Consider the following 24,507-nt stretch of genomic DNA (forward strand, 5'->3'; position numbering starts at 1 on the left):
ACGTATGAGGACTCGTTGGCCGACCGAACATAGGCGTCCAATCGCAGCCGCTTCTAAACTAGCACCCTCCAACGAAATGATACCCCTAGCGGGTCAGTACTGCCCTCCCAACGGTCCGATCGGAAAGGAGACGATTAGCAGATGACTCCTGGGGACCGTGACGATCGAATAGCCGACATCACGACCAGCGAGGCAGCGATCCCAACTGGAGTCAACGCCAATCAGGGCGAGTCAAATCAGAACTGGTTACTTGAGGTCAATACGGATCGCTACCACCGCGACAGACAGGTACTTGTCGTGGGCGATACCATCGTCGGGCTCACGCTCACCCTCGCGCTCCATCAGAGCGGATACGATCCCCTGCTCGTGCGCGACCCCGGTCGGCCTGTCAAGTCGCAGGCAACGTTTCTCAGCCCGTCGGCGTGTCGGGTCCTCCGTTCGCTTGGGGTTGGCCCGTTGCTGTCCGAGCAGGGAGTCCCTGTCGAGAGTATTTCGGTCGAACGATCCTCATCCACGACTAAATCAGCGACTATCCTCTCGGCATCCACCGATTCGGACGCTACCGAGGCAATGGTCATTGATACACGAAAACTCAGGAACGCCCTCGACGCACGACTCCCGGACCGACAGCGCAGTACAAGTCGCTCCATCGCCATGCTCTCGACGCACGACAGCGGGCTCCAAGTGGAGTTCGAGGACGGAATCACCGAGTGGTTCGATGTGCTTACCGACACCAGTCTCAGCGGTGTAGCTCGTCGTCTCGCGTTCGGCGAGATCCTGGAACCCGAGACACTCGTACAGTACGAAACGTCGGTTGAAACAGCACGCGTCGAATCGACCCGGATACAGGATATCTGGCGGCCGAACGCACTCGTGCAACTAATCCCCTCCTCGGTGAGGTCCTCGACTATTGTCCGTTTGACCACACCTCGGACTGCTCTCCCGTCGAACCCCGACGGCAGTGTCATCGCCACCATCATAAACGAGAGCAGCGCAGACATCGAAATCGATCATCAGTCCGTGAAGGATTTTGAGTGGGAGGCGACGACTGTCCGACAACCCGTCCACTGTGACGACGGAACTCGAAAACGGTGGGGATCAGGCCGGCTGTCGTTCTGCGGTGCAGCCGTCTCCCCGACAGCACCGGCGACCGGGTTTGCGACCTGGTTCGGTATCGAGAGTTCCCTGGCTCTCCTGTCGGAACTGAATCGAACGGAACAGTCGGTGTCGGACGCGGTCGACACGTACGCGGCCCAGCGACGACAGCGGCTGGGAGCGCTTCGACGGACGACCAGAGCAGTTCGGGAGGACCATGCGTACTCGCTCCCGGATTCGGTTCCGGCGTCGCTAGATACCCTCGGGGAACTCCGACAACTGACGCTGGGATCGTTTCTCGATAGTCGGTTGTGGTCGGTCCAATACGACTGGTTCAGAGAGTTCTGATCGGGCACCGACCGCTCAGTCGTCGGCGCCAAACAGGAGTTCAAACGTCTTCCGTTCGGCGAGTCGGAGGTGTTTGTTGAACGTTGGTTGAGTGATCTCCAGTCGGCTCGCGACCTCGCTGCCGTCGTGTTCTCGGGGCCACTCGAAGTACCCAGCCGAAAGTGCCGTTCGCACCACTTCCAGTTGCCGCTCGGTGAGCTCTGTTCTAACCCGTTCGCTGATCTCAGACGGGAGCCGGTCCTGTCGCTGGTGCTGGCGCTGGGCGGTGAGTTCGAGCGATGGGGCGACTTCCTGAAATCGTTCGACGAACGATCGAACGTCGGCCTGTCTCGGAACTTCGACGAGGATCGTCGTTTCATCCGGATTTGCAACCGCTTCCCGAAGTATACCACCGTACTCGGCGATGGGGGCACCAAACCAGTCTCTCGCGTGCGCCTCAACGAGTGTTGACAACGACCCTTCAGTGACGACGTCGACCGCTCCGGGGAGTCGTCGCTCCGCTATTTCAACTGCGTCGGTCGGCACATCTTCCTCGAAACTGAAGTAGAGGCTCGTTGGTCCTTCCTTGTCGGCAGCCGTCCGTTCGAGTCTGACTCGACAGTCTGCTGCAACCGCCGCTTGGGCGAACGGGAGTCTATCTCCCGGTCCACGGAACTCTAGTTCCACGGTTTCGTCGGACTCGAGCGCCCGTCGCCGTCCGATTGCTGTAAGAGCGTTCGCGATCGTGGTTCCGAGTTGCGAGAGTACGTCGCGTTCACGGTCGCCGAATTCGTTGGGTGATCTGGAGCCGACGGTTAGTACACCCCGCGTAATTCCGTCGTACGTCAGTGGGACCACACAGAGCGACTGATACCCCTCCGAGAGGCAGATTCGCCGCCAGTCGTCGACTGGTCCATCACCGACGAGCGAGTCCTCGACCCGCAGTTCGTCGGTCACCCAGGCATCGATTGCGGGGTGTGGATCTGCTGTATCGTTCGTCGTCGTCAAGTCCATCGATTCGACGTATCGATCTGATCCCCCAACCATCGCGCGGGATACGAGGCGGTCGGAGCCGGCGTCGACCCCCCCGATCCACGCGAGATCGTACGGACCCGTCTCGGCGAGTCGCTCACAGACCTCCCGTTCTACCTCAGCAGCGTTCGACGCCTCGGTGATGGCAGCTTCGACCTGCTGCGTAAGACGGGCAATACGATCCAGTCGTTCAGCACGTTCAGTCTGTGTTTGTAGTTGTTCCTCCTGTGCAGCGAGCCGTCGCTGCCCCTCCAGATGATTGAGCGCCGCCTCTAGGGTCGCGGCGAGGACGTGGGCGGCCTGCACTGTATCCGTACCCAACGCTCCCTGGGGGGTCCCCACAAAAAGGAGGCCGTGGTTACCGAGCGAGAGTGCGCGCCACGCCGCTAGTTCAGCGAGTCCTGCCGAAAGTTCGAGCTCGGTCCGACTGTCGGCGACGCTCATCGCGTCTTCGCTCCCATCGGAGGTGACGATAGTCCCGGTTGCGAACCCCTCCCAGAGCGGGCCGTCACCTGGACCGATCGGCTCGGTCGCCACGTCTGATGGGAACTGGCCAACCAGCAGTTCCGGATGGAGAAGACCATCGTCAGCGTCGTAGAGAAACGCCCCGACCGCCGGAAGTTCGAGCGTCTCGGCGGCCGCTTCGACAGCTATTCGCGTCGCCTCCGCAGGCGTATCCGCGGTTGCGAGGTCATCGGTCGCGTCGCTGAAGGACGCGATCCGGCGCTCCCGGCGTTTTCGCTCGGTAACGTCCCGGCTGACGATCACGATCCGCGTCGGTCCGTCTTCCCATGCAGTCGGGTAGTAGTCCGACCGAACCCAGCGGGTCTCCCCATCCTCTCGCATAATCCGATACTCGTGTGAGTAGCTGTCCGCCCCCGTTCCCGTTTCGATATCGTTGACGATACCTTCGACGAACGCCCGGTACTCGTCTGCGTCGTCGGTGTGGAGTGTCCCGAAGAAGCCATCCTCGTAGGCCTCGTTTATCTCGCCCAGAGACCGTCCCCAGATCTCCTCGTACCCGGCACTCACGTAGTCAGGTGCCTGCGACCCGGACGTGATTTCCTCGGCACGGGTGATGAATATTGCTTCGTCGATTCTGTCCAAGACCTCACTGAGACGCCGTTCGGTACGCCGTCGTTCCGTGATATCCCGGTTGAGTGAGACGTACCGTTGTTCGCCGTTGAGTTCGACTGTCGTCCCCTTGACCTCCAGCCAGCGGATGTCTCCGTCACTGGCTTCGACGGCCCACTCCGTCTGCTGGGGCTCCTCAGCATCAACGACAGTTCGGACGAACTCTCGTGTCCGTTCCATCGTGTACCCCTGATCGGCCGAACTAAAACCGGAGACACCCATTTCAAGTATTTCCGCCCGATCGTACCCCAGCAGTTCACAGAACGTGTCATTGACATCTACGAGTTCCGCGGTCTCGGGGTCGTGGACAGTGATCGAGTCGGTGACCCCGTTGAAGATCTGCTTATACTCACGTTCGCGGCGCTTTCGCTCCGTGATATCCTGTACGCGACCGACAATCCGGTCGATGGTCCCATCTTCGTTCGCAACGGGGAATCGGGTAACCGTGACCCACCGGGTTTCGCCGTCGCGTTCGATCCGATATTCGCCCTCGTAGGCATCTTGTGGATCCCCAGCCTCGATGTCGGTGACTACCCGTTCGATGTCGTCCTTGTAGTCGGCTCGGTCGTCAGGGTGGGCGGCTTCGACGAACGACGTAGGGTCTGCCGTGAGTTCCGAGACCGGTCGCCTGTATATATCTTCGGACGCATCGTTGATGTAGAAGATCTCCGAGAAGTCGGCCGTCGACACGTAGACTATCTCGTCGATGTGGTCAGCGATGAGTCGGAACCGGCGTTCGCTCTCACGCAGTTCCTGGGCGCGTTCCACTCGGTCAAGCGCGAAGGTAACGTGCCGGATGAGGATCCCCGCCGCGTCGAGCGTGACGTCGTCGAAGCCACTTTTCCCGTCACTATCTCTTTCAGTCCTCCGTTCGACTGCGCCGAACAGGCCGTGTTCGCCGAGAGGAAAGAGGAGAGCATCTCCGGGTGGCGTCCCGCCATCAAGATCCTCCGGGTCGCAGATCCGTCGTTCCCCACTCTTGTAGACGGTGTACTCCAAGTCTCCCGGTTCGAGGTCTCGCGGCCCCCCACCGGGTGGGAGTTCCTCGGTTTCATCGCCGCTGGCGACCGGTGTGAGGAGGTCCATATTACTCTCCTCGTCGCTCTCGTGGAGCCAACAGGTCGGCAACCAGAGGTCGAGTACCTCCGTCGCAGCGTTGATGGCGGCCTCACAGACCTCTTGGCGGGTTTCAGCGTTCTGGAAGTCGTCGGTCGCTTCGTGAAGTGTCCGGATCAGCCGCTCGCGGCGTTTGCGTTCCGTAACGTCGCGCTGCATCGACAAGATCCGGTCCTCACCCCGAATCACGGCTGAGTCTACCGTCGCCTCGATCCAACGACGCTCTCCCGTCCTGGTCTCCTGTTGCCATTCGACAGTTTCGGGGTCACCCGTCTCCATAACCCGCTGACACAACTCCCGCGCTCGTTCTCTGGTATACCCTGATTCACTCGCACTCAATCCGGCGAATCCCACCTCACGGATCTCATCGACGGTGTCGTAGTTGAGCCGATCTAGGAACGTCTGGTTCACGTCGAGTGGCTCGGCCGTTTCCGGATCCTGTACGACAATCGCCTCGTTGACACCGTCGAAGATCTGTTCGTATTCGCGTTTACGGCGCTTTTGCTCGGTGACATCAGTGTACCAGACGTACGCGTCGGTGGGCTCGTCGGGGTCCTGATCGGCACTGAAGTGGATGACTCTGAAGAGAAATTCACGGATTCCGTCGGCGGTCTGGCGGGGGGCTTCTTGTTCCAGCGACTCACCCCGAGCCGCCTTATCACGGAGACGCTCGTATTCCTCGCGTTCACTCTCGGGAACGACCGCCTCGGCGACAGTCGACCCAACGACTTCCGCAGACGAGAAGTCGAAGACCTCCTCAAAGGCAGGGTTGACTTCCCGGATTACCGGCTCGTCGCCTTCGAAGTGCACTCTAACTACCGGGTCCGGGTTGTTCTCGAACAGCACCGAGCGACGGTCGCGCTCACGCTTCAGGCGCCGTTCATATTCAGTCCGCTCGGTCACGTCCCGTGAGAGAGCCAGTACACGGTCCTCCCCGGCGATCGTAGCCGGCGCGAGGTTTGTCTCCAGCAGTCGACGGTTACCCGCTGCCGTCTCGATTGCCCACTCGACCGTCTCCGTCTCACCGGTCGCTGCGACACGACGTTGAGTCTCGTACGCTTCCTGATCACTAAATCCGTCTCCGGACACACTGAGTCCGCTGACATCCATCTCCAGTAGTGTCTCACGGTTGTACCCCGTGAGATCTGCCATCGTCTCGTTGACTTCGACAATCTCCTCGCCCCACGGGTCGTGGACGGAAATGGCATCATTGACATTGTCGAACACCTGTCTGTACTTCCGTTCCTGTCGCCGGCGCTTCGTAATGTCGACAGACGTCGTGAGTACGACCTCACGACCACCGACTTGCACCGTACGTAGGTTCGCCTCGGTCCAGCGAACGCGACCCTCGGCCGTCTCCAGTGGCCATTCGACCTCGATTGGTTCGTCGTAGTCGGTGGCACTTGAGACGACATCTGTTATCCGCTCGTGGTCGTATCCGGATAGATCAGCAGTGAACTCACCGACCTGCATCGCCTCTAACTCCGTTCGATCGTAGCCCAGCAGCTCACAGAGTGTTTCGTTGGCGTGCAGCATCTCACCCGATTCTGGATCGTGGAGGACGGCAACACCCGCGACGTTGTCGTAGATCTCCTGTGCGCTTGTTACTGCATGTTCGCGCTCACTAATCGTCTTCAGGCGGTCCGCCACCAATTTTGGGTCCACATCGACGAGGCCGTTCGGTACCCAATTTGATGCCCCTGCCCCAAATACGTCACAGATCACCTCCTCGTCGCCGCAGTCCCCCAAAACAACAACTGGGATGTTCGGCTGTTCGGCTGTCCATAGTTGAACAATATTGACTATATCCCTGTCTATTGAAGATTCGTTGATAATGATGCAATCGGCTTCCGACGCAGCTTCCCCGTGGTTCCCCGAAGTCATTCTCACATCGAGTGAGAGGTCAGTCTCACGCTCTAATGTGGACCGGACCCCGCTGTTCGTTTCTCCCCCCACCAAGAGGAACGAGAGTGAGTCTGGACGTTCCAAAAACATAACCAATATCTACACCTCAAGGCCTGTAAATCGTTCGTAGGATATCTCGGCTTTTAACATGCTCTCCCCGGATGGGTAGTCGTGAGTTCCTATGAGAGCCCGGATATCTCGTCTGGCATCAAAGGTCCCTATCCTCGAACTCAGATAGATCAAAAGGACCCTAATTACCACCCCAGTCTCGATATCGGCGTCCTGGGGTGCTTAAGACGACCACACGTGATCTGCAGGTCCCGCTCGGGACAGTTCTTGAACCCCTGTCTGGGAGTTGGGTAAGCACTGCCCGTGTTAGTTACTACGACGCTGTGGCCGCAAAGATGATTATGTTTCACCGAACGATTTCGTTAAATACACGCTCTTCGACCTTTCGGAGATGTTCGCCCACTGTTCCTGGGGTGATACCGATAACCTCGCTGATATCCTCAAGTGACGCTCGCCGGGGTTCACTGTAATACCCTAGATCGACTGCCGTCTCGAGGATTTCCTCCTGTCGAGCCGTAATCATCCTGCTAAATTCTGATCCATCAGATTCGTATTCGCCCGTTTCGAGAATATCGACGGACATATATTCCGTTTGTTCGATGTATTCGTATACAGTTTGGAATATCTCGTCGGTTCCCAGGTACGTTACCTTGAGATGATCCTCGGACGTGAACCGGATCGGCGTATCGATAACCAACAACGAGTCTCGTTGCAGTTTTAGTCCCTTACGGACCGATTCCGTCGGTTCGAACTGACTTACAGCCATCCACCGGTCCTCTCCAGCAGTAAGATAGCTCATGACTTCCGGAGAGTTCTCCATTATTTCTCGGTACCGTTCCTGGTTGCCGCTTGCTTCAGCCAATAGCAGGACAGTGTCGTCATTCAGAAGTTCGACGTGATGTATCGCCCGCCGTTCGATCGACGGGTTCTCGGTTAGTTCCTCCCCAAGCGGGTGAAATGCGCTATCTTCACTCGGCTTGACTAACACCGTGAGATATCGCATAGAACGACTTAGCGTGACTGAAAGTAAACAACTACGGAAAACTGTCTTATATCCCACCACTGGTGAGGCAGCGCACCCACTGGACTCCGCCGTGAACTACTACCCAGTGGACGATGCAACAGCAACACCGATCGACTGACGACTACCCCGTAGATGAAGTGGTCACCGACCTCCCCGACGACGCCGTCGTCGGCCGTGACACCCACGAGAACGCCCCAGCAGTCGTGATCCGTGCTGATCGAGTCCAGCAGGTGCTCTCGACGCTTCGCTCGGAGGCGGCGTTCGATCACTGCTCGTGTGTGACCGCCCAGGAGTACGCAGACCGATTCGAGACGGTGTATCATCTCGCCAGCTACGATGACCGGACACGGGAGCTATCGGTCGTTGTCCCAACGACGAAAGATGACCCGACCAGCGAGTCCGCCGCGCCGGTATACCGGACCGCCGAGTGGCATGAACGGGAGGCATACGATCTCGTTGGTATCGAGTACGAAGACCACCCGGATCTGCGCCGGATTCTCCTGCCTGAGACCTGGCAGGGCCATCCACTGTCGATAGAGTACGACCAGACCCAGCCACAGATTGTGCCGCTCCGTGAGAACGCCAACCCGCTGACCGACGATCATCGCGCGGGACCTGATACGATGCACCTCAACATCGGTCCCCATCACCCCTCAACTCACGGTGTCCTCCACCTGAACGTCACGCTCGACGGGGAGACAGTTACCGATGTCGAGCCGGATATCGGCTACATTCACCGGTGTGAGGAACAGCTGTGCCAGTCGGGGACGTACCGTCACCAGATCATGCCCTACCCGGACCGGTGGGACTGGGGTGGTGCGGGTCTGCTCAACGAATGGGCCTACGCCCGTGTCATCGAAGACCTCACCGACATCGAGGTCCCGGAGTATGCTCAGGTCATCCGGACGATGAGCGCCGAGTTATCGCGAATCCTCTCGCATTTCCTGTTTACCGCTATGTACGCCCTGGACGTCAGCGGCGAGTTTACCGCCACATTCATGTACGGGTTTCGGGACCGGGAACTCGTTCAAGACATCCTCGAAGAACTGACGGGCCAGCGCATGATGTTCAACTACTTCCGGGTCGGCGGGGTTGCCTGGGACATTCCTGAACCCCGCGAAGAGTTCTTCGAGAAGATCCGGGAGTTCGTCGACGGGCTCGGACCGAAACTCGTCGAGTACCACGATCTGCTGACGAGCAACGAGACGTTTCAACTCCGCTGTGTCGACACCGGCGAGCTACCGCCTACCGTCGCGAAGCGACACGGCGTCACCGGCCCTGTCGCTCGTGGCTCCGGCATCGACTACGACCTCCGGCGGGACGACCCCTACGGCTACTACGACCGCCTTGACTGGAACGTCGTCACCGAGGCAGGCTGTGACAATTTTTCCCGCGTGCTCGTCCGGTTGCGGGAGATCGAGGAGTCAGCAGCCATTATCGAGCAGTGTGTCGACCTCCTCGCCGATTGGCCCGACGACGACCGTCGCCTCCAGGCTAACGTCCCGCGGACGTTGAAACCCAGTGGAGAGTGTTACCGGGCTATCGAGGGCGCCAAGGGAGAGCTGGGGATCTACATCCGTGCTGACGGCACCGAGACACCTGCACGGTTCAAGATTCGTGGGCCGTCGTTCTCGAACCTGTCGGCGCTTCCGGCGATGGCCGAAGGCGAGTCTGTCGCCGACCTCGTCGCGACACTTGGCAGTATCGACGCCATCATGGGGGAGGTAGATCGATGACGATGGCTTCGTCGGCGCTGTGGGCCAGCGACCACACCCAGCAGGTGACGTGTATCGCCTGTGGGGAGACAGCCGACCGCGAAGCCGCCCGCGAGTACGACAAACACGGTGACCGCTGGAGCCGCGAAGGTAAAGAGTTCGAATACCTCTGTAAACCCTGCCACAGTGAGTACTGTCACCAGAACCGCAACGGATTGGAGCGAACCCTCGTGGCAGCCGACGCTGGTCGAACTGATCGCAACACATTCCTCAGCCGATTCTGTGAGCTGGTGGCCAACAACAGCGATCCCGAGTAAGCGATCAAAGCAAATGTGTTCCCAACGTAATCACAATCAAACGGATACCGAACCGGGGTCGAACCGACCGATGTCGGTCCCGGATATCAAGGAATCCTACGCGGAGTTCGCGGACGGTATGGACCGACTGGAATGGCTTGATCGACTCATCATGGGCCGCTATCGCCGCCGCCGGTTTGGTGACGTGGAGGGGAAGGTGTTGGACGTTGCCTGTGGGACCGGTACGAACTTCCGGTATCTCCCCGAGACGGTCGAACTTGTTGGAGTGGACATTAGCCCGGAGATGCTGGCGAACGCAGAAACGCAACTCGGTGACCTCGGAAGATCGGCAACACTCCGGGAAATGGATGCACAGGACCTCAAGTTCTCGGATGATAGCTTCGACGCAGTGATCTCGGCTCTGTCGACGTGTACGTTTCCCAATCCCGTCGCTGCACTCCACGAAATGAGTCGAGTCTGCAAGCCAGACGGAACCATCCGTCTCGTCGAGCACGGTCGGAGTAGCGTAAGGCCGATTGCTCGGTTGCAAGAGTGGCGCGCCGATACTCACTATGCGAAGAGCGGCTGTCGATGGACACAAGAACCGCGCGAAATCGTCAACGCGGCAGGGCTCTCAGTCGAGGACGCGTCCACCGCAATGTTCGGTATGATCACTACTTTGGAAATATCTCCGGAACAAGGTGCTGAGAGATGATGGAATTGACCGCCGATGCGTTTGAATGGTTTGTCGTCGGTACCCTCTTGGCGACTGTGGGAGTGCTGATCAAGTTTCGTGAGTGGACGTTTCTTCTTGCGGGCTACGACGGGACTTCACCCGTACCAGATGACGTAGTGCAGGACGTGGCCGGGAATACAATTATCCGCATCGGAGTGGCCGTCTTCGTGGTCGGAATCCTCCAGTCCGTGACGAACCCGCCGTCGTATCTCGGCTTCCTGATCGGAGTCGGAATTGTGCTGGCCGTGCTACGACTGGTTTACCGGCTGAACACCTATTCTCCGACTGCATCATGATGCAGACTGGTTTCCGCAGGCGAAGGGTCCTCCAATTGATCGGAGCTCTCACCGCCTCTTGACTTCGGTTTGTCTCGGTTCGGGATTGAATAACCATGCGACCCACGGCACAGTATCCACGGGATCGGCGTTCACTGTCGACCGATGGGCCAGTCAGTGCCAGCCGATAACCACACGTCTACCACTGGGAGGTACCACCGTGTAGAAACCTTCATACGGCGCGTGTTCCGAACCGGTGGTATGCAAACGCCGACGGGTAGCGGGGAGCCGACATCGGCCGGCCGGGTGAAATCGTACCTCTCGAACATGGGGCCGTCGTGGGTCGCCGGTGCGATCGCCGCGGGTCCGGCGACGATGGGATCGCTTATCACTGCCGGCGGTGCCTTCGGATACGAACTGTTCTGGGTCGTCGTCCTCTCCGCTGTCGCCGGGGCGTTCGCCCAGTATCTCGCGATGCGTCTCGGACTGCTCACCGAACGCGGTATCGTCGGCGTCGTCGAGGACCAACTCGGAGACACCTGGGCTTGGCTGCTCGTTCTCGACGTGGTGGTTGCGGCCGGTGCTGCACAGCTGTTGATCATGAAGACCGTCGCGGGCGTCTCGGCGACCGTAACTGGCGTCGACAGTCGTATCTGGGGTGTCGTCTGGGCGGGTATCCTCGCGGTCGGGCTCGCCACTCGGGGGTACCGGTTCCTCGAAGTCGCCGCCAAACTCCTCGTCAGCGGCGTCGTCGTCGCGTTCGTCGCGTCGCTGTTCGTCGTTCCGATCGATTCGACCGCAGCGGTCAGCGGACTCGTTCCATCGCTCCCATCCGGGAGCGCGCTGGTCGCGGCGGGAATCCTCGGCGGTGCCGTCCACATCACCCTGATAACGATGCACTCCTACACGATGCGTGCACGCGGGTGGACCGACGACGACTCCGATCTCGCGACGTTTGATGTCGTCGCGTCGATGTTGGTCGCGTTCGGGACCTACAGCGTCGCGATCTACCTCGTCACGGCGAGTGTCCTCACCACTGGCGACCTCTCGACCGTGGAAGCGGCACAGGCGCTGGGGCCGCTCGCGGGTCCGTTCGCAAAGTCACTCTTCCTCGTCGGCCTCCTGGGGGCAGCGGTCTCAACACTCGGTGCGAACACGATCGTCCCGCCGTTCCTCCTCGCGGACAAACTCGGCTGGGGAACGACCGTCGAGGACGACCGATACCGCGGGCTCCTCGTCGTCGCGGCACTCCTCTCGGCCCCGGGCGCGTTCATCGGCGGGCCAGTCCTGAGTCAGCTGGCGCTCGTGCTCGCGATCGGGACCGTCGGAACGCCGTTCGCGATCGCGGTCGTGCTGTATCTGCTCAACTCGGTGGCGGTCCCCGAATCGAACTCGGCGCTCGCGAATCTCGCCGGACTCGCCCTGCTGTTTGTCTCCGGAACGCTCGCGGCGAACTTCGTCAGAGAACAGGTCGCCGCGGGAATCAGCCCACTGTCGGGAGCGATTCTTCTCTTCGCCGTCGTACTGGGACTGGGGACACTCGGGGTGTTCGGGAAGTTCATCTACAGGGAGGGCGCGCCCGCGTGACTGAACTGGGCTTTCCGCTCGACGGATCGACCCTGATCGTCGGCCCCTCCCAGGCCGGCAAGACGCAACTCACTGCCCGCGCCATGGAGGCGTGGATCGACCGTGAGGGGCAGACGGACGTCGTTCTCCTCGAATTCGGTCCGGAGTACGACCGCAATGGAACCGTCCTCGGTCGGTGGCTCGAACGGTATACGGATATCCCGACGGATGTCTGGGTCGGGAAAGTTGACGCGCACGCCCCCCGGGCCGAAAGCGAGAGTGAAGCGGAATTGCGAGCGCTCGCAAGGGAAAACGCGAAGGCAGCAGCCGACCAGCTCGCGGACGCGCCAGCTGCTCCCGCCGCCGTCTTCGTCAACGATGTCACGATCGGATACCAGCACGCGCCTGAGGCGGTCGAACAGCTGCTTGACTACTGCGACACCGCGGAAACGGCCGTTCTCAACGCGTTCGAGAGTGACGAACTCGGGACGGACGACCCGGTTTCCCTTCGGGAACGCGATGTCGTCCAGCGACTGCGGGCGTGGGCCGACCGGACTATTACGCTCAGTGACTGATAACGGCCGAAACCAGCCGGCCCGACGTGTCTGAACCGTCGCTGAGGCGCTCTGTCTCGCCGGGGCGAGAGGTCGTGACCGTACAAGGCTAAGCACGTCTCGAACCGGTAGGGCGATCCGTTCAGTCGAGCCGAGAACCGCTCTCGATCCCGTGGTCATCTGAGTATGCCAACCCGAGACAGATTCATCCACATCTTGTTTTTGAGTAACCGGGCAATTCAACCTGTATAGTACTTCATTCAGTTAATCAGGACAGAGCCTCATTCGGAAATTCGAGGGGACTATCCTCTCGCCAGCCGTATTCAGATGGAACGGATGATCGATCCCAACTATAGTTCTCCGGCGCCGGAACTGAACTCTGGTGATGCAACCACCGACGCAATACTCGAACGGATCGAGGATTGTGCCAAGGACATCAGCCTCGGGTTCGAGCGATGGGATGATCCCGCCGCCCATGGACCCGGCCTCTATTTCGTCGTCGAACGTGACTCTTTGGCTGGTTTTGCGACTCCGATGGGGACGAACCGGTGGCCGGTCGAGGACTGTGCGACTGTCTTTGCTGAGATCGATGTATTTCTCGAGGCTGCACAGAGGGTTGCGTTGTCTCGTGATGGCGCAGTCGTCGTTCACAGCGACGGCACGATCGAGGAGGCAATGGTCCGGGTCAACCAGCTCTCTACAGACGGATGTAGCGGAAACACCGATCTCTCATATGCCGGATGGATGGGTACCCGTCACATGAGCGCGCTGGAAACCTCGACCCGCCAGGAGGTGGTCGCAGCGATCACGCTCAGTGAAGAAGACGGACGGGTAACGGTTTTCACTGATGGCACGTTCGAGGATTCCGTAGCGACGTCTTTGGTGACTGAGTGACCGACGGTAACTATAGTATCGATTGAAACGATGTACACACCGATCACACTGGAGTCGTGCGATCGGGTGTGCAGTGATTTTCAACGGCTACTACAATCTCGATACGTTTGACGATTACCACGTTCAACTCGGCAGTAGGGAATCCCGGATATTGGAACAGTCGAGAGAGGCATCACCTGAACCACCCACCCTCAAATGATAGTCCCCGACTGGAGAAGCGAGACCAGAACAGTCAGGACGGCGATACCCAAGACCGTGGTTACAAAGATCGTGGTACTCATACTTACGGACATAAGTACGCGAAGATATCTGGAACTTCGATTCGATCAAGCGCAGAGAGCGCAGCATCACGAAGATCGTCGAGGTGTCGAACAGACGGTTGCCAAGTTCTTGATCGAGCTGCCGCCAGCACTCTTCCGCGGGGTTCACCGGAGCTGAACCCCGCGGAAGGTAACACAGTTCCATCGGCGTGTCTTCGACGAATTCCTGCACTGCGTTGACCGTGAAATACGAGGCGTTGTCCAAGACGACGCAGATTTCTTGCCGAATTCGGCCTGGAGAGCGTCCAACAAGCGAATTTTCGTGTCGCTGTTGAAGTTCTCGGCACAGGGGAGAAAGAACGTCTCGCCGGAATCACTGACTGCACCGAGGAGCTTGATACTGTCCCACGCGCCCGTCACCGCCGGTGACGGGCGCTCTCCTTTCGGAAACCAGGCATAGATCAGCATCGAGAGTACCTGGCGCGTCTGATCGATAGTCAGGATCGTGTATTCGTCGTCCAGGTTGTCGCGCTTTTTTTGAAGCCGTCTTGCCAGGCTTCTTGCGCTCTCTCGTTGGATTTGTGGAACTCCGGCCGGGCTGTCTTCCAGGACAGCCCGGCCTCGGACATCAATCGTCGGACGTGACGTTCACAGTACTCAACGTCGTATTCTTCGGCGAGATAGTGTCGTGCCAGTGGAACAGACCACGCGGGCGCGTCATATCCGATTTCCTCGGGTAAGTCGTGGAGTGCTTCAACGAACTGCTCGTGCTGTTCGTCGGAGAGTTCCGTTGGTCTGCCTTCACGGTGATCGTCGTAGACGACTTGCTCGACCGGCTCATCAGCGAGCCGGTCGAGCCGATCAACCCATCGAGACAGCCATGGACCGGTGTAACCGTACCGTTCAGCAACTTCTGCCATCGTCGCGTCGTCTTCTTCGAGGTAGTTGATCACTGCCATTAGCCGCTGTGTCGGCTTCTTGTCCTCGACCTCCGCGAGAGCGTCGCGGAGGTCGTCGAGAGTGGCAGCGTCAAGCGTGGCCATACCCAACAGTCACACTCTAGCCTAAAGAATATTCAGCCGACAGTATTACTACCCGCCGACCACTCACCTCGATCAACACGTCGGCAGGCCGCGCTCGCCCCCAGCAGACGCGGTGGGTGATCGAGGGTGACGTCGGAGCATACGTCGCCATGCATGGTGATGGTAGCCTGCTCGAAATCCCGGAAACGTACGGCGAGTTCAGCGAGATCGACACGCAGGTTGCCTTCGTCGACGGACGCAACGAAGACTACGGCTTTGGCATCGACGGACAGGCGGTCGAGAAAGCGCTTCGAGTGCTCACTGGCGGGGGCCGCTACAAAGCAAGCCAGTACACGCTTATCCCCTGTGGTCGCCAGCCGTGGGTGCTGACCGGACCAGAAGGGACACTGCTGTGCAGTTGTATGCCAGTCGACCGCCCGGAGGATGGCGGGCCAACAACCCAAGCCGAGACATCGGTGGGGACCATCGAGATCGAAGAAGACGACCCAAAAGTCCTCGCCGGCGCCGCACGCTTCGTCGAGTTGCTCGCAGACGTCGATGGAGCAGTGACCGACCACTGCTCGTACGACTCGCTCCGCGGGCGGACTCGCCACACCTTCGTCGACGAGGACGGCGAAGAACGGACTATCGACGCTCCCGACCTGGCCCAGCTGGCCAGTCTGGCAACCGACCCGTCCGTGATCCAGGGCACCGTCGGGCGTGGTATCCAGCCACCGACCAGCGGAGAGCCGATCGTTACGGAGTGGGACGGCCCCGACCACTCCGTCGGCGACCGCGTCGACGGCGAGATCATCGCTGGCTACGAGTTCGCCTGGGAGCAGTCCGACGACTGTCTCGAAGCCGTCGCGACCGTCCGGGAGTATCGGATCAGATCGAGCTATTCGACGTGGACGGTTGACTACCGAACCGATCGGCTCGCTTCGGTCGTACCCTAGCCCGCCTGTCGTTTTGTGCCCCCTCCGGGAAGTGGAGGGTATCAGAAGATGTCACAGTCCTCAGCACCGAGTAGTACCGACACGACGACCGACAGCCCCGACGTTAACAGGTCCGAAGCATCCTCGACGAGCGACGAACCAGACGGCCTCGATACCGAGGACCTATTCGGGCTGGATGCGCCGCGACATCTCCGGATCAGCGGCGAGGTCCAGGTGTTCGACCAGATCTTCACCGCAGCCGGGGCGGTTGCGGACGAGGTTCGAGTTGGTGTGTCGACGTCGACGCTCGCGATCAGAGCGGGCGATGTGATGAACCACTTGATGGTCGACCTGAGTGTCGACGGAGACTCTTTCGAGACGTTTACCGCAGGTCCGGGGACGCTGGGGGTGGCTGTCGGCCGAGTCCGAGAAGCACTCTCGATCGGGGAGCCGGACGACCTCGCACAGTTCTCTCTCAAAGCCGCAAGCGGGGCGCTGGAGATCACCATCAACGGGATTTCCCGAACTGTAGACCTCGAACCAGTCGAGTCGCTCGGCCATCCGCCAGACATTCCTCCGGTCGAGTTTCCGGCGACGGCCCACTTCGACCAGGGGGACTTCGAGTTCGCACTCACGGCAGCGAAGAAGGTCAACGACCGATTCGATCTGATCGTCGACCCCGACGCCGGCGAACTCCGGTTCGAAGCGATAGGAGACACCGACAGCATGGTCTACCGACGCGGGGCGACCGATCTGGTGGCATTCAATCCCGCCGATGTCCAGGCGGCGTTTGACGCCGATCTGGCCACATCGGTAAGCAAGGGGCTGCCCAGCGGGGCCAATCGTGTTCTCCATATCGGGGACGAACTGCCGCTGGTCGTCAAGTCGCAGTTCCCCGACGCAGACGGAGTCTATCAATTCATTATCGCACCGAAGCTACCAGATGAGTAGCTGAGTGGGTGTCATTCACCGGAAACAGGGTGTGTTTAACCAACGCCGGACCTGTTTGTCGCACCTGTTGGTTACGCCGATTTTCTGCGCCCCAGCGGGGTGAGGGGCGACCCTCGTGAGCACAATGGACCCTGCAATGCCAGACTACGAACGCTTCGAGCGCCGACAGATCGCACAGGACCGCGACCAGATATCGTCGAGATCGACGAGCAACGAGCCCGCGATCTCGTTCAGCGACTAGCCGACGAGGGGACCGTTTCGTCCATCCCAGAGACCGAGGTTATCTGTCATAACCCGTCCGGCAAGCTGTTCGAGTCTAACACGCCGCTGACGTACTTCCACAAGGGGTGGGAAGCAGCGGAAAACGAGTAAGCAACACTACTGTCTGTACTGTTTTCTTCATCTCTTCATCGGTCAGTACAGACTATATAGGTCTCATAGGAACAGTGATGGCTCTCAGTTAGACATGGATAACCATGTCTTCCCAAGTACCCACCCGGCTCCCGGAGCAGTTTGAACAACTCCGCATCGGGATTGCACTGTTTGACCCTGAGTCGGGGACTATTGTTGATGCCAACGAGAGTCTGGAGTCCATGTTTGGGTACTCTACGGAAACTCTCCGTGAACTGAGCGTTGAAGCGTACAGTGCAAACACGTACGCGTTTTCTAGAGCTGATGTCGTTCGGCAGATACAACTGGCAGCCGACGGTCGGCCCCAGCGTTTCAAGTGGCGAATTAAACGGCAAGACGGGACGCTAATCTGGATCCAGATTGATCTTTCACGGCTCGTCGTCGATGGGGAACCGTTCGTCCTTGCCGAGATACGGGATATCACCAAATACACAGACACTAGCCGCAGAGTAAGCTTACTCTCCCGAATAATGCGTCATAATCTCCGGAACGACCTAACTGTCATCGCTGGTCGGGCGCAGCAAATACAGTCGGAGATCGATACCGATCACGTCAGCGAACACACGGAGAAGATCGAGGAGAAGACGAACGATATCGATCGGATGACGGAGTCTGTGAGGGAGATCGAACGTGCGACAACGCCGGCGAAAAACGGCCGGGTCCACAAGAACACCTTCGATGTCGTTATGGAGACTGTCGATGAGTTATCTGACAAGTACCCCAACGCGAAGCTCACTGTTGAGGAACAGACGGAGATGTGGTTCAGTATTGATGCGGCGTTCAACCAGGCACTGAGGCACGCTATTGAGAACGGAATCGTCCACAGCAACAGTACAGCCCCATCGGTCACGGTAACTGTTGACAAATCACCGAACACTGGTCGGGTCGAAGTCAGTATCAGTGATTCTTGTCCTCCCATCCCGGATATTGAACTGGACGCGCTTGATGAATCGATAGAAAATACGGATGTTTCCCACGGGACCGGCGTGGGACTGTTTGTGATGAAGTGGTGTGTCGAATCCCTTGGTGGCGAAATCACATTTGATCGCGCTAACTCCGGGAATACTGTCTCCTTCTATTTCCCTCCGGAAGCGAATCCGTCAGACCGGTAACTACCGCTGCGGACGGCGAGAAGGCCGCTGGTACAGACACTTCAGCGATCGGTTCTCTCTCGGTCAGTTGCGCTCACATACCATACATCGGGTTCGGATCTCACTTCGCCCGGTACGGTGTCTCACATGCCCGCTGAATCTCCTCTGCTTGTCAAAACACTCCGTCGATCCGCTATCCTCGGCGCTCAATACGCACACCTACTGATCGGCTGATTCGTCCCAGTAGCTCTGAAAACAGCCCTGCTCTCTGACAGCCTGAGCCAACTCCCTCAACCAGTACAGCAGCGGGATTTTCTGCCCCCCAGGGGAGGTGAGGGGTCGTGCCCGAGAGCGCGATCCGACACAGAACCATGTCGACGATACAGAGCAACCTCCCCGACCAAGAGCACAGCCACCAGACCACTACCTTCGACGATTCGGACAGCCGTGCCGACGACATGCGCGATCGCCTCGATGCGTGGGTCGAGGAGCTTGCAGACCTCACCGACGAGGCCCAGGCCAGCGAGCAATTCCAGCGCTGGCTGGACGTCCAGTCGAAGTTCCATGACTACTCGGCGCGGAACACGCTGCTCATCAAGATGCAGTGTCCCGAGGCGACGCGGGTCGCTGGATATAACACCTGGAAGAACGACTTCGACCGCTACGTCCAGGAAGGCGAGTCGGCCATCTGGATCTGGGCTCCGATCATCACGAACAAGTGTCCCGAGTGCGGGAACTCGCCATCCTACCACGAGAACACTGACTGCGAGTACGACGAGACGGACCCAGACGAGTGGTCGCGTGGACTGGTCGGGTTCCGGCCAGCCAGCGTCTTCGACATCTCCCAGACCGACGGCGAGCCACTCCCCGAACTGGAGACAGAGACCCACGGCGACCCGGCGGGACTCGTCGAAGACCTCCTGGCTGCGACCGACGAGATCGGCGTCGACGCTCAGCTCGTCGACTCCGACGAGTGGGACCACGGAGCGGCAAAGGGCGTCTGTTCGCGCCGGAGCGTGACGACGACCAATCCCGTGGTCGAAGTGAAGCATCAGGACAACCGGGCCGCGGTCGCGAGCGTGCTGATCCACGAGTTCGCCCACGCCCAGCTCCACTTCGATGTCGAGGACGACACGGAACGAGCAAAGCGTGAGGTCGAAGCCGAGGCCATCGCCTACATCGTCAGTCGCCACTTTGGGCTGGACCCGGACAACTCGGCGTTCTACCTGGCGGCGTGGGATGGGGACGCAGCCGAGACGCTGCGGGACCGGCTGGACCGGATCTCCTCGACAGCAGCGGACCTCATCGACGCCGTCAAGGACGACCAGAACTGAGCCGGTCCCTCTCTCGAGTGGATCCCTTGAAATACTCAGTAGTTGACATATTTGCCTCGCTCATAATCAATACAGACGAACGGCAGATCACATCGGGCTTTCATTTACTCAGGGTCTGTCAGAAACGGGCTACTGAATATGGAAAATCCAGTCAGTGTGATACCAGTCGGGAAGAGAGAGATGATGAATACCGTTCCTTCGCAGAAGTAGTCCAGCGTCTGAATGACGAGGAGTAGGCTGAACGTTAATCTTCTTCGTCTTCTCTGAATGAATCTATATCCAACTCAGTGGCTTCAATACGTTCTAATTCATCTAATCTACCGATTCTCTATCAATTAGCGCGTCATGGATACAGAGGGTACGTTCAGCATTGGCGCACCGTTATTGCCCTCGATCGCGGTAAGCCAATGGCTGAAAAGCGCAGACATTCGCACCATCTCTCTGTGGCAGCAGTCAGAACGTATTTCAGTCGTAGCACATGACTTTCGCTATGGAACGCCGTGCCCTCCTCTCTGTACTCGGCGTCGTCGGAACAGCAAATCTCGCAGGCTGTACCGACAGTATCTCCAGTACAGGCGAACAAACGACGAGTAGTCGATCAGAGCTTCCTCAGCAATATCCCGACGGGGCAGGACCGGACCACATCAACTTCTCGACGCTTGATTCGGACGAGAATACGGTCTTACACGCGCCGAGGAACCACTGGGATTCGTATGCGATCATCTACAGTGAACCGCCCGGTCGTCGCCGTGTCGAAGGTGACTACTACATTAACTCGTCCACCGGAGAAGTGATCTCCGAGCTCTGGTATGGCGCAAAGGACTATCGCAACGGCGATACGTACGCGTACGTCCAGCCTGCTGAACAAATTCCTGATCATCAACCGCGCGAAGAGTGGGATTCAGATCCACAGTTCACCTATCATAACGCCACCGATGCGTACTACCGGTATGACCCTCACTACGGGCAAATTGCTCCTACGAATATTGGTCGGCATACAGATATCCTCGACTCTTACCACTGGGAGGCAGTCGATACGACAACGCACCACGGCGTCCCGGTCATTACCTACCAGCTTTCAGAGACAGAGCCCGATAATTCTCCTGCCGCGCCAGCTGTTAGGGGTTCGCTCAAACTCGGCCTCGAAGATGGAATCATCTACGCGTTCGACATCACGCTCGATGCAGAGGGCGAGTCCCGCTATACGTACACCATTCGTCCGGCAGCGTTCCCTAATCACGATTGGGTGAAGACAGCCCGAATGGTCGCCACTCGAAACAGCTCCGGCAACAGTAGTAGTACGTAGTCCAGCCGAGCGTACACGTCATGAGGGTGCCAATCGAGGCTTCGCTAGTCGCTGTACTGCTCAGCGATGCGCTCGATATCTTCTTCGGGGAACGATTCGCCGTCCGGGTCCAGCCCCACTTCATATCGATGGGTCGCAATTGCATCCGCAGTCGATCGGACGTTCTCGATCAACTCACTCAGCTCGTAGCGGTCACCCGACAAATCGAGTCTCTCCCACATCTGAGCCAACTGGCGGGCTTGCGCCGGAGTCAGCAGGTTCCACTCATCCGCAGCACCGAGCTTGAGAGCAACATATACAGGATCGTCTGCTGGTCGGACGGCCACATTCTCCTCAAACGGATAGTCCTGGCCTGGTTTCCCACCCATAGATTCGCTCTATTCCGATCTGTAGGTCATAGTTCCTCGGTATCCAGTGTCGACAAGGGAAAAGATCAGGAGAAGATCGAAGCGTCGTCCACCGAGAAATCCACACTGTCGCCGAACGCGGCCCAGAACAAGCCCAGCAGGGGACCGGCGATCGCCAGGAAGAACAGGTTGCCCAACGGATGCGGGGGCAGCAACTCCCAGAACGAGAGGGGGTGCAGCGAGATTGCTGGCCCGATAAAGAACAGCACCCACCAGCCTGCCCAGATCGTCGTCGCGATCCACCGCGTCGCGAACAGCATCCCGACGAAACTGAATCCCAGGACCATCAGCGTCGAGCTGACAGGCCCGAACGACCAGACTCCGAACACCAGCAGCGGGGCCGTAACGATCAGGCAGATCGGTCCCAAGATCGCTCCCATGATGGCCCGAGCAATGGGGCAGTGGCCGCTGGACCGGCCCTGTCGCCGGCGTTGCGAGCCCCCGGTGCTGACATCGTGATCGTGCGCCTCGTTGTGACAGCGCTCGCAGAGCGTAACGAGATTCTCGAGGTGGTTCGAACCACCGTGGCTCAGCGGTGTCTGGTGGTGAGCGTGCAGCACCGGACTGTCTGGCCCGCCGTAGGGACCACTCGGCGTCCCACAGGCCCGACATGTCCAGTCGTCGCGCTCGTAGACAGATTGCCGTCGGGCCTCCCAGTCGGGCGGATACCGCCCGCTGTGGCTGTTCGGATCGTTATACTGCGGGTTAATTTCGCCAGCCCCCATCGTTGTTCTATCTCGACGTTCCTGCGTGTTCGTATTTAAACGCCAGGGTGGGATTTTGTGGCGCGCTGGCCAGCTGGGCGCGCCCGACAGCGGCGCGCGATACTCCATGTCTTCCGAGCCGATCCACTCCTGGTCAGCGACGGCCATCGGCGACGCACAGCACGCAGACTACGTCGGGTTCTTGCATCGCGAGCCCTTCGTGATTGACGCCTACGCGCGGGGATTCGCCGTCGGCGTTCGCGAGGATTACTCCTACCAGTCCTCGCTCCGGAACGTCGACGTCCCGGTCGAGATCCTCGACAACGACTTTCGGAATCCCGATCTGGACCGGTACATCCAACGGTTCGAGCGGTACGAACCGTCGGTCGGGATACTCGGCGATGCATACGACCGCCAGGAGGCCAGACGGTACACCGAGGCCGCACGAGAGCTGAAGCGGAAGTTTCCGGGGACGGAGGTCGTCATCGTCCCGAAGTGCCGGGCAGCCATCGAGGCAATCGACGAGGACATCGTACTTGGCTATCCGCTGGGGTACTCAGACCAGACCGCCGACGAGTACACGGACATCGTGGACTGGCGCGGGCGGCGGGTGCATCTCTTGGGTGCGAGTCCGCCCAAACAGTACGAGGCCATCGAGGCGCTGACACAGCCGCGTGTCACCGGCGAGGAGCCAGCCGATATCGTCGGGCTCGACTGGAACGGAATCCACTTGGCGGCGCTACACGGCGAGTATTTCACGCCACACGGCTACGGCACGGCCGACCATCTCTCGATCCGGGAGACGGTTCGCGAGAGTTTGGACTGGATCAAGCGATTCTGGCAGGAAAAGGGCGTCTGGCCCAGCAGCGGAGACACTCGGAGTCCGCTGGAGACCGAACCGATGGACCCCGTCTGGGCCGTCGACGGCGGCCGGGCGACCTCCAAAGCCCTGGAGGACGCCATCGTCGTCGAGTACCAGAACGGCCAGACACTCGCCTATCGCGATCAGCACGAACGAGACCGAATCGAGTATCGGGAGGGGCTGACGCCGAAGGACAAATATTGAGACCAGCTAGTATTTGTCTCTGAAATCATCTTTTTATGATAGGTATCGGTGAGCTTGCTGAATAGAGCGCGCGTATCTTGCACGGCGTTGCTGAAAAGATCGAAAAAGTTTGGATATCGGCTTGATAGGTATCTCCTGCATTGAATTACAGTCTGTCAGGTCGGGGCATCCAGTAAGAAGCACAACTAGTTATCATTCAGACACTCGTTGCGGAGGCTCACTCCTGCTAATTAGCGCGAGAGGACGAAAAGAAACTGCACCCTTGTGAGTTCATAATAGGGGGTGCCCGTAACGATTCCACCACCGAAGTCGTAGTTCACTTGCGGCGCTTGAATATAACCACATACCGCTCACTGCAATTCTCAGGCGTCCAACAGATTAGTTACCAATTCCACATTTCTGGACATTTGCTTACATCAGTTCGATCTCGATCACCGGCAAATTTAGGATGTCAAACTCTCTAACCAGCAGTGCTTATCATTTTTTAGTCTTCTTGCAGCTATTACCCCTGTATTCCCCATATGCGCCCCGCTGGTCCCAGTTACCCTGCTTTCGATTTGTAACGATAACAGAGGTGAATGATAGTCTCCATTACTGTGATACAGCACGATGGAACTGGCCGTGTTCGGTGCGACAGGTGGGACCGGTCGTGAACTGACTTCACAGGCAAGCAATCGAGGACATGATATTCGGGCACTCACGCGGTCACCAGCAACGATTTCGACTGAGTGTGCTCTCACCACTGTCGAAGGGAACGTCCTCGATCCGGATGCTGTCTCGGCAACAATTGAAGGGGTTGATGCTGTGTGTTGTCTCCTCGGTCGCACACCGAACAACCCGGACGATATCGTCTCACGGGGAACGGCACGTATCGTAGCTGCAATGGAGCGCCACGGTGTCGAGCGACTGGTGGTTCTGACGTCCATGGGACTCGGTAGCAGCACGTCTGCTGTCCCTTGGTACGTCAGATTGGCGAACGCAACGGTTCTGGCTGACCTCATGGCAGACAAAGCTCGGCAAGAAGAACGGGTCATGCAGAGCGACCTCGATTGGACTATCATTCGCCCAGGTGGCCTGACGGACGAACCAGGAACCGGTGAATACGTCCACGGTGTAGGCGCCAACGTGACTGCCGGTCCCATCCCCCGTGCCGATGTTGCCGAGTTCCTCTTATGGGTATCGAGACTGAGCGGTATGTACATGGGACGCCGTCGCTCACCACGAGACGCGATATCGATATCGAGTTCCTTTGGGACCAGGCCACTGGCGTAGCCCGCCGAGT

Annotated in this window: 20 protein-coding genes and 1 pseudogene; 16 read left to right on the forward strand and 5 right to left on the reverse strand. The window is 59.0% G+C overall.

Translation table 11 applies throughout. The features are described from left to right. Positions 1–141 precede the first annotated feature (141 nt). Complete coding sequence (locus tag VJ109_RS17695) at positions 142–1,443, forward strand: FAD-dependent monooxygenase (RefSeq protein WP_324761096.1); 1,302 nt, start codon at positions 142–144, stop codon at positions 1,441–1,443. Positions 1,444–1,458: 15 nt separating this feature from the next. Here the strand turns inward: VJ109_RS17695 and VJ109_RS17700 are convergent, their stop codons facing one another. After that, entirely contained in the window at positions 1,459–6,588 is a 5,130-nt protein-coding gene (locus VJ109_RS17700) for a PAS domain S-box protein (protein ID WP_324761098.1), read from the reverse strand. A 436-nt stretch (positions 6,589–7,024) separates the two neighbouring features. Then, entirely contained in the window at positions 7,025–7,681 is a 657-nt protein-coding gene (locus VJ109_RS17705; RefSeq protein ID WP_324761099.1) for a helix-turn-helix domain-containing protein, read from the reverse strand. A gap of 113 nt (positions 7,682–7,794) precedes the next feature. Between VJ109_RS17705 and VJ109_RS17710 the strand changes: the two genes are divergently transcribed. The 7 genes from VJ109_RS17710 (at position 7,795) to VJ109_RS17740 (ending at position 13,738) form a co-directional block, all read left to right on the forward strand. Then, on the forward strand, positions 7,795–9,438 hold the full coding sequence (locus VJ109_RS17710) for an NADH-quinone oxidoreductase subunit D (RefSeq protein ID WP_324761100.1): 1,644 nt from the start codon (positions 7,795–7,797) through the stop codon (positions 9,436–9,438). Then, positions 9,435–9,734, forward strand: a complete 300-nt coding sequence (locus tag VJ109_RS17715) for a DUF7562 family protein (protein WP_324761101.1) — start codon at positions 9,435–9,437, stop codon at positions 9,732–9,734. Before VJ109_RS17710 ends, VJ109_RS17715 begins: the two co-directional genes overlap by 4 nt. Before the next feature lie 70 nt (positions 9,735–9,804). After that, positions 9,805–10,428 carry a class I SAM-dependent methyltransferase gene (locus VJ109_RS17720; protein ID WP_324761102.1) on the forward strand — a complete coding sequence of 208 codons (624 nt, stop codon included), beginning with the start codon at positions 9,805–9,807 and terminating at the stop codon, positions 10,426–10,428. Then, positions 10,428–10,745, forward strand: coding sequence for a DUF3784 domain-containing protein (locus VJ109_RS17725; RefSeq protein ID WP_324761103.1), 318 nt, complete (start codon positions 10,428–10,430; stop codon positions 10,743–10,745). Before VJ109_RS17720 ends, VJ109_RS17725 begins: the two co-directional genes overlap by 1 nt. A 240-nt stretch (positions 10,746–10,985) precedes the next feature. After that, positions 10,986–12,311, forward strand: a complete 1,326-nt coding sequence (locus VJ109_RS17730) for a divalent metal cation transporter (RefSeq protein WP_434737301.1) — start codon at positions 10,986–10,988, stop codon at positions 12,309–12,311. Continuing rightward, positions 12,308–12,865: a hypothetical protein gene (locus VJ109_RS17735; protein ID WP_324761104.1), complete on the forward strand. Its 558-nt coding sequence runs from the start codon at positions 12,308–12,310 to the stop codon at positions 12,863–12,865. The genes VJ109_RS17730 and VJ109_RS17735 overlap by 4 nt, the downstream gene beginning before the upstream one ends. Before the next feature lie 315 nt (positions 12,866–13,180). Beyond that, positions 13,181–13,738, forward strand: coding sequence for a diadenylate cyclase (locus tag VJ109_RS17740; protein ID WP_324761105.1), 558 nt, complete (start codon positions 13,181–13,183; stop codon positions 13,736–13,738). Positions 13,739–14,021: 283 nt separating this feature from the next. Here VJ109_RS17740 and VJ109_RS17745 read toward each other — a convergent pair. Further along, positions 14,022–15,041, reverse strand: a pseudogene (locus VJ109_RS17745) (IS630 family transposase). Positions 15,042–15,190: 149 nt separating this feature from the next. Between VJ109_RS17745 and VJ109_RS17750 the strand changes: the two are divergent. The 6 genes from VJ109_RS17750 to VJ109_RS17770 all read left to right on the forward strand — a co-directional run bounded on the left by VJ109_RS17750 (position 15,191) and on the right by VJ109_RS17770 (position 21,048). After that, positions 15,191–15,976 (forward strand): hypothetical protein, encoded by a 786-nt coding sequence (locus tag VJ109_RS17750; RefSeq protein WP_324761106.1) that lies wholly within the window; start codon positions 15,191–15,193, stop codon positions 15,974–15,976. Between the two features lie 48 nt (positions 15,977–16,024). Further along, positions 16,025–16,906: a hypothetical protein gene (locus VJ109_RS17755; protein WP_324761107.1), complete on the forward strand. Its 882-nt coding sequence runs from the start codon at positions 16,025–16,027 to the stop codon at positions 16,904–16,906. Positions 16,907–17,107: 201 nt separating this feature from the next. Continuing rightward, a complete protein-coding gene (locus VJ109_RS19645; protein WP_491745823.1) occupies positions 17,108–17,278 on the forward strand; it encodes a DUF8069 family protein in 171 nt (56 codons plus the stop codon). Between the two features lie 104 nt (positions 17,279–17,382). Continuing rightward, positions 17,383–18,429: a PAS domain-containing sensor histidine kinase gene (locus tag VJ109_RS17760; RefSeq protein ID WP_324761108.1), complete on the forward strand. Its 1,047-nt coding sequence runs from the start codon at positions 17,383–17,385 to the stop codon at positions 18,427–18,429. Between the two features lie 350 nt (positions 18,430–18,779). Then, positions 18,780–19,742 carry an ArdC-like ssDNA-binding domain-containing protein gene (locus VJ109_RS17765; protein WP_324761109.1) on the forward strand — a complete coding sequence of 321 codons (963 nt, stop codon included), beginning with the start codon at positions 18,780–18,782 and terminating at the stop codon, positions 19,740–19,742. Between the two features lie 490 nt (positions 19,743–20,232). Then, positions 20,233–21,048 carry a hypothetical protein gene (locus VJ109_RS17770; protein WP_324761110.1) on the forward strand — a complete coding sequence of 272 codons (816 nt, stop codon included), beginning with the start codon at positions 20,233–20,235 and terminating at the stop codon, positions 21,046–21,048. Between the two features lie 44 nt (positions 21,049–21,092). Here the strand turns inward: VJ109_RS17770 and VJ109_RS17775 are convergent, their stop codons facing one another. Both VJ109_RS17775 and VJ109_RS17780 read right to left on the reverse strand, forming a co-directional pair. Then, positions 21,093–21,416, reverse strand: a complete 324-nt coding sequence (locus tag VJ109_RS17775) for a hypothetical protein (protein WP_324761111.1) — start codon at positions 21,414–21,416, stop codon at positions 21,093–21,095. Positions 21,417–21,481: 65 nt separating this feature from the next. Further along, a complete protein-coding gene (locus VJ109_RS17780; RefSeq protein WP_324761112.1) occupies positions 21,482–22,180 on the reverse strand; it encodes an HNH endonuclease in 699 nt (232 codons plus the stop codon). 106 nt (positions 22,181–22,286) lie between these two features. Here VJ109_RS17780 and VJ109_RS17785 point away from each other — a divergent pair, with 106 nt between their 5' ends. Together VJ109_RS17785 and VJ109_RS19560 are read left to right on the forward strand one after the other, a co-directional pair. Continuing rightward, positions 22,287–23,225: a DUF6610 family protein gene (locus tag VJ109_RS17785; RefSeq protein WP_324761113.1), complete on the forward strand. Its 939-nt coding sequence runs from the start codon at positions 22,287–22,289 to the stop codon at positions 23,223–23,225. A 609-nt stretch (positions 23,226–23,834) separates the two neighbouring features. Then, positions 23,835–24,497, forward strand: coding sequence for an NAD(P)-dependent oxidoreductase (locus VJ109_RS19560; RefSeq protein WP_434737302.1), 663 nt, complete (start codon positions 23,835–23,837; stop codon positions 24,495–24,497). The last annotated feature ends 10 nt before the right edge of the window (positions 24,498–24,507 follow it).

This window comes from Haloarcula montana (genome assembly GCF_035666295.1).
Lineage (GTDB): Archaea > Halobacteriota > Halobacteria > Halobacteriales > Haloarculaceae > Haloarcula > Haloarcula montana.